Source organism: Ruegeria sp. CG11 (assembly GCF_056537245.1).
Genome location: NZ_JBQFRE010000043.1, coordinates 1 through 6,139, shown reverse-complemented (window position 1 = coordinate 6,139; position 6,139 = coordinate 1). Strand labels below are relative to the sequence as shown.

Sequence of the window (6,139 nt, the reverse complement as noted above, 5' to 3'; positions counted from 1 at the left end):
TGGTGGCAAGGCCGGTGCCGTGAAAGAACCCGAAGACAAGCGTTGCAACCTTGGTGTTCGGCTGGAAGCCGAACCAACGCTGGTAGGCACCGAGGTTGTCGAGCGCTTTGTAAACGACCGACAAGCCGATGATCGCATCAACGATGTAGGCGTTGACACCCCAACCGAACCAAACCCCAGCGAGCATGGTTGTGGAGTGCCCAATGGCAAAGAGGCTGACATAGATGCCAACGTCCTTCGCGCGGTAGAGGAAGAAGACGACGCCGAGCAGGAACAGGATGTGGTCATAGCCCGTGACCATGTGCTTGGCCCCGAGGTACATGAAGGGAATGATGTTCACCCCCCAGATTTCCTGAATATAACCCGCGTCCCCTTCGGTGACATTGTGGGCTGCCGCAGCCGATGCCCAAAGCATCAGGGCTGCAAGCGCAGGTAGGATGGCGGCGGCACGCGTTCCATGCCACGACGGTCCATCCGCGAAAACGGATTTCATAAGTTTCTCCTTGGATTGTCCGTTATTACGAGTGTGGGCGCCCTTTCGGGCAAACTTCACGCTCGTGGCGGTCTTTCCAATAGAAACAGCGGATGCGACCAATCTGTCCTTGCCGGGCTGCGCCACACGGCATTTGCTTCATCGAAAGCATGAACATAACGGATGGGCATGAGAACGGCCTGAGTATGATCGTGGTCTGCCACATCATGGCTATGACCGTGCATGGCCCACATCAGATCTTCTTCAAAACCATGGGAATGGCCATGCTCTGAAACCATCTCGGCGTGATGCTGCAAGGTATCGAAAACGGTCGGGACATGCGATGAACCCGGCGCAACGGCCCAGACGAGTAGAGCAAGGCACGACAAGGCAACAAGCACCTGACGCATCACGCGCTTTATCGCCATGACACTGCTCATGGGTCTGCCTGATCCTTTCTGCTCCTGCCTTGCATTCGGCGTCTTGCGCCATCCTCCCCCGGAGGTTAGCTCTGACATATGACAAAACCACACACCCATGCAAGCCATCCCAAGATCATATCCCGACTGAAACGCGCCGACGGGCATCTGCGTTCGGTTATCGCGATGATCGAAGAGGGGCGAACCTGCCTTGATGTGGCGCAACAATTGCAGGCCGTCGAAAGCGCCATCCGCAATGCCAAGCAGACCCTGATCCATGACCATCTGGATCATTGTCTGGATGGCGATCACGACCGGGAAGAAATGAAGGCGATCTCCCGCTATCTCTGAGGGCAACCATGTTCGACATTCTGTCTGACCGAACCTACCGCCACCTTTTTCTGGCTCAGATCGTTGCCCTGTTGGGCACCGGGCTCGCCACTGTCGCCTTGGGTCTTCTTGCCTATGATCTGGCTGGCGACGGCGCGGCGATGGTTCTGGGAACTGTATTTACGATCAAGATGGTCGCCTACGTCGGCATCGCGCCGGTTGCGGGGGCATTCGCGGATCGTGTCAACCGCCGTGTTCTGCTTGTGGCGCTTGATCTGGTGCGTGGAGCAGTGGCGTTGTGCCTGCCTTTCGTAACAGAAGCCTGGCAGGTCTATGTCCTCATCTTCCTGCTGCAATCAGCTTCGGCAGCCTTTACGCCGACGTTTCAGGCCACGATCCCAGACGTTTTGACCGAAGAAAGCCGCTATACACGTGCGCTGTCGCTATCGCGGCTGGCCTATGATCTGGAGAACATCCTCAGCCCGACGCTCGCTGCGCTCCTGCTGGCAGTGATGAGTTATAACAGCCTGTTTCTTGGAACCGCTTTGGGGTTTGCGGCGTCCGCGGTTCTGGTGGTTTCGGTCTTGCTGCCCAGTCCCAAGGCTTCCGAACCACGCGGTGTCTATGACCGAACCACGCGGGGCATACGTATCTACCTTGCGACACCGCGGTTGCGGGGATTGTTGGGGCTGAGCCTAGCGGTATCGAGCGCAGGGGCGATGGTGCTGGTGAATTCGGTGGTTCTGGTCCGTGGACAGTTGGGACTGGGCGAAAGTGCACTGGCCTGGACAATGTTTGCATTCGGTGCCGGCAGCATGACTGCTGCGCTCCTCCTGCCGCGCGTGCTGGATCGCGTTGCGGACAGGCCAGTTATGATGGCCGGAGCTTGGATCATGGTCGTAGCGCTCTTGGGGATCGCAGTTGCGTCCCTGACGGTTGGACTGAGCTGGCTGCTCCTTCTTGCCGTTTGGCTGATCATCGGCTTGGGGTATTCCACCGTCCAGACGCCTTCGGGACGCCTGCTTCGCCGCTCTGCCCATGCCGAGGATCGGCCTGCCGTGTTCGCCGCGCAATTCGCGCTCTCGCATGCTTGCTGGTTGATAACCTACCCGTTGTCCGGCTGGCTCATGACCAGCTTCGGGGCAGTGCCGGCGCTTGTGGTTCTGGCGGGGCTGGCAACGGTTGGGATCGTTGCCGCGCTTTGGCTTTGGCCAGCAGACGACCCGGACGTCGTGGAGCATGCGCATGACAATCTGCCGCTGGACCATCCACACCTGCAAGGACGTAAGCGTCATTCCCATGCACTTGTCATCGATGACGCCCATCCGCATTGGGGGTCACAATTCTGACTGGCGCGGCAATGTCACACGTGCTCTGAGCCCCCCTTCAACGCGGTTCACAAGGACAATTTCGCCGCCATGGGCGCGCAGGATGGAACGGGCAATTGGCAATCCAAGCCCGGTGCCTCCGGTTTCAAGGGAACGCGAATCTTCAAGCCGGACAAAAGGGTCGAAGATCCGCTCCAGATCCGCATTGGGAATGCCGGGGCCATTGTCGTCGATATCGACCTGCACCTGCCTGTCACCGACAGAAAGTGATATTCGCGCGCCATTGCCATAGCGCTGTGCGTTGCCCAAGAGGTTCCGGAAGGCCCGCCGTATGGCGACGTTGCGCAGCGGCAAAGTGACCGGCTCTGCCTCGACCACCAGAGACGGACCGCTTTCCGACAGATCGTCGGCGATCTCGCACAGCATGGTGCTCAGATCGACCAACTCGGTCGGCTGATCGGTCGACACGCCGCGCGCATAGGCCAGCGTTGCCTCGACCATGTCCTGCATTTCGTCGAGTGTTGCAGTCATCCGCACGCGCGTTTCATCATCATCAACCATTTCGGCCCGCAACCGCAGAGCCGTAATCGGAGACCGCAAATCGTGGCCAAGCGCGGCCAGCATTCTGGTTCTGTCCGAGACAAGGCGTGCCAGGCGGTCATGCATCCGCGCAAGCGCATCAGACAAAGCCTGCACTTCGAGCGGTCCGCCGTTTGGCATCTCGGGCGGCTCTTGACCCAAACCGAAGCCTTCGGCGGCCTCAGCCAACCGGCGCAGCGGGCCGGTTATGCGGCGCAGCCCGAACCACAGCGCCCCCAGGATAAGCAGTAGCGACAGCAGGGCCGACCCCACGACCACAGGCGGCAGCTGCAGATCGGAACGCTGAAAACGCGCACTGACATTCAGCCAACCTCCATTCGCCAGAGGAAGAGAAAGGCGCAATTCACTGGGAGCGATACCGGCACGGAGCATGCGCTGATGCAACCAGGAAACCGGGGTGGGTGGATCCGCACGTCGGTCCCCATGAGGCGACACCGCGAAGACTTCGCTGCGGGCATTTTCGGGCAGGTGTTGGGTTAGCGTGTTGAGGTCAGACCTGTCGTCTTCCACCAGCGGCTCGGGCCCATAGGCAAAACGCACGCTGGGCGAATTCGACGCGGCAAGGATCGCATCCCGAGTCTTGGCTGGAGTCTCCGAGAGCGCCTCGGCAAGACCTACGGCGCGCTCGACCGTTTCGCGTTGTTGCGCCGCCCGGATTGCTGCACCCCGCTCGTCCGTAAATAGCCATGCGGCGAGAACTTGCGCCGCGACAAATGCCACGAAGATCAACAGGCCCAATTGCGCCCGAATGCTGCGAAAGCGCATCATGGAACCTCACGAACATCTGTTGCGAAGCTATAGCCACCTGCGCGAATGGTGGCGATGATCTTCGGGTGGGCGGGGTCCTCTTCGATCTTGCGGCGCAACCTGCTCACTTGATTGTCGATGGTCCGGTCGAAGACATCCGCCGTTCGGCCAGAGGTGATATCCAGTAACTGCTCTCGAGACAGGACAAAGCGCGGTCGTTCAAGAAAGGCAGTCAACAGTTTGAATTCTGAAGTTGTCAGAGCGGCCTGTCGTCCATCCTCGTGAACCAGATCGCGCGTGTCCGTGTTCAACACCCAACCGGCAAAGCTCAGCCTGCGCCCGCCAAGCGTCCCGGCCATCGGCTCCTTGCGTTCAACCCGGCGCAGGATCGCCTTGACCCGCGCAAGCAACTCTCGGGGATTGAAAGGTTTGGGCAGATAGTCATCGGCGCCGACTTCCAATCCGACAATGCGATCCGTTTCTTCCCCAAGAGCACTCAACATCAGGACAGGCGGGCCGCCCGCGCTCGCCAGTCTGCGCGCGGCCGACAGCCCGTCTTCGCCCGGCATCATGACATCCAGGATCACAAGGTCGAACCGTCCTCCCTGCAGCGCCACGTCCATTTCCGATGCGTTCTTGGCCGGTTGCGCACGCAGGCCATTCTTCTCGAGATAGCGCGTGACCGCATCCCGGATTTCGCGGTGATCATCGACAACAAGGATGTGGGGCGTGTGGTTCGTCATGTCGTTCTCATACCCCGGTTTCGCATTCGAGCGAAAGAATACGTGTCGCGTTCCATGTCAAAATCGGGCTTTGCGACAGACTGATACAATTCTCTCTCCATCCTGGCACACCCCTGCGACAGAGCTGCCTCATCTTGGCTTCATCGAAACACCAGCCCGATGAGGTAGAGAAATGAAACGCAAGACGATCCTGACCCTTGGCGCAGTTGCAACCGCCGCCGCGCTTGGTGCCGTCACTATTCCCGCCATTGCCGGCGGTCCTGGTTGGGGGCCTGGCTGCAAGATGCAGACGATGCAAAACCAGCAAGGCGGATTCATGGGCGGCCCTCGCGGTCCGGGCATGATGATGCGCGGCGGATTTGCCGGACCAGGCGCCGGTTTTGGACCGATGCAGGCAATGGCTGCAAACCCGGTCTACAAGTCATTTGACGCTGATGCCGATGGCACGGTTTCAGCTGCCGAGCTGGAAGCTGGTATTACCGCACTTCATGCCAAACATGATGTTGATGGCAACGGTGCTCTGTCCGCCGAGGAGTTCGCGGCGCTCTTTGCCGAAGCCACGCGCGGCATGGCCGAGCGCCCCTTTGCGATGCTGGATGCCAACAACGACGGTGCGATCGACGCGGAGGAAATGGCCTTTCCGGCGCAGATGATGGCGCGGATGCAGAAGATGCGTGCACCTGCAACGACGGCCACAGAGCAACAATGAATCAATCTGGCTGGTCCGTTTTGGGCCAGCCAGATCAACAGAGGGACTTGATCTATGACCGCTCACCAATCCGCGCCCGACGGCTATTCGACCACACAGATCGCCTTGCATTGGGGTGTCGCCGCGCTCGTTGCTGGACAATACTTCTTCAAGGATGCGATTTCCGGGGCCTGGACGGCGATCCGTGAAGGCCGCAATTATGATTTCGATCCTTTGATCCTGGCCCATGTGGTTGCTGGCGCACTGATCCTCGCGCTTGTCGTTTGGCGCCTTGCCCTTCGGCTGCGGCGCGGCGCTCCGCCTCCTCCGGAAAATGAACCTGCACCGCTAAAGACGCTGAGTCACGTGGCTCATTGGGCTTTCTATGCCCTGCTGGCCGCGATGTCCGTAACGGGCCTTGTCGCGTGGTTTGGTGACGCCACCGGTGCCGCTCAGGCCCACAATGTTCTGAAGGTCGCGCTTCTGGTGCTTGTTGCCCTACATGTGCTGGCCGTCCCCTTCCACCGTGTGGTGCTAAAGAACAACGTCATGCAGCGCATGGTCCGCCCGAACTGACCCAAAGCCCGCCCGTGGCGACCTTTGTGCAAACTCAACACTCCTGAAAGGACAAGACATGATCCGTTTTGGCGCTCTTGCCACTGCTGCGCTCTTTGCAACGGCTGCCATCGCTCAAACAACCCCGGGTGACCTGTTCATGCAGAACTGGGACTTGAACGGTGACGGCACCGCCACCCTCGAAGAACTGCATGAGATGCGCGGCAACGTGTTTTTCACCTTTGACGCAAATGAAG

Annotated in this window: 8 protein-coding genes; 4 read left to right on the top strand and 4 right to left on the bottom strand. The window is 59.7% G+C overall.

The features are described from left to right. Positions 1-493 (bottom strand): HupE/UreJ family protein (locus tag ACR0KW_RS23980; RefSeq protein ID WP_480807276.1); only part of this gene is annotated, 493 nt, incomplete at its 3' end. 56 nt (positions 494-549) lie between these two features. Next, on the bottom strand, positions 550-900 hold the full coding sequence (locus ACR0KW_RS23975) for a hypothetical protein (protein ID WP_480807275.1): 351 nt from the start codon (positions 898-900) through the stop codon (positions 550-552). Positions 901-990: 90 nt separating this feature from the next. Between ACR0KW_RS23975 and ACR0KW_RS23970 the strand changes: the two genes are divergently transcribed. Together ACR0KW_RS23970 and ACR0KW_RS23965 are read left to right on the top strand one after the other, a co-directional pair. After that, complete coding sequence (locus ACR0KW_RS23970) at positions 991-1,242, top strand: metal-sensing transcriptional repressor (RefSeq protein WP_480807274.1); 252 nt, start codon at positions 991-993, stop codon at positions 1,240-1,242. Between the two features lie 8 nt (positions 1,243-1,250). Further along, a complete protein-coding gene (locus ACR0KW_RS23965) occupies positions 1,251-2,570 on the top strand; it encodes an MFS transporter (RefSeq protein ID WP_480807273.1) in 1,320 nt (439 codons plus the stop codon). On the opposite strand, the gene ACR0KW_RS23960 is transcribed toward ACR0KW_RS23965, so the two are convergent. Continuing rightward, positions 2,559-3,917 (bottom strand): ATP-binding protein, encoded by a 1,359-nt coding sequence (locus ACR0KW_RS23960; RefSeq protein ID WP_480807272.1) that lies wholly within the window; start codon positions 3,915-3,917, stop codon positions 2,559-2,561. The genes ACR0KW_RS23965 and ACR0KW_RS23960 overlap by 12 nt on opposite strands. Continuing rightward, positions 3,914-4,639: a response regulator gene (locus tag ACR0KW_RS23955; RefSeq protein ID WP_480807271.1), complete on the bottom strand. Its 726-nt coding sequence runs from the start codon at positions 4,637-4,639 to the stop codon at positions 3,914-3,916. Before ACR0KW_RS23955 ends, ACR0KW_RS23960 begins: the two co-directional genes overlap by 4 nt. 172 nt (positions 4,640-4,811) lie before the next feature. Here ACR0KW_RS23955 and ACR0KW_RS23950 point away from each other — a divergent pair, with 172 nt between their 5' ends. Together ACR0KW_RS23950 and ACR0KW_RS23945 are read left to right on the top strand one after the other, a co-directional pair. Then, positions 4,812-5,348, top strand: coding sequence for an EF-hand domain-containing protein (locus tag ACR0KW_RS23950; RefSeq protein ID WP_480807270.1), 537 nt, complete (start codon positions 4,812-4,814; stop codon positions 5,346-5,348). Between the two features lie 54 nt (positions 5,349-5,402). Further along, positions 5,403-5,903: a cytochrome b gene (locus ACR0KW_RS23945; RefSeq protein ID WP_480807269.1), complete on the top strand. Its 501-nt coding sequence runs from the start codon at positions 5,403-5,405 to the stop codon at positions 5,901-5,903. Positions 5,904-6,139: the final 236 nt, after the last annotated feature.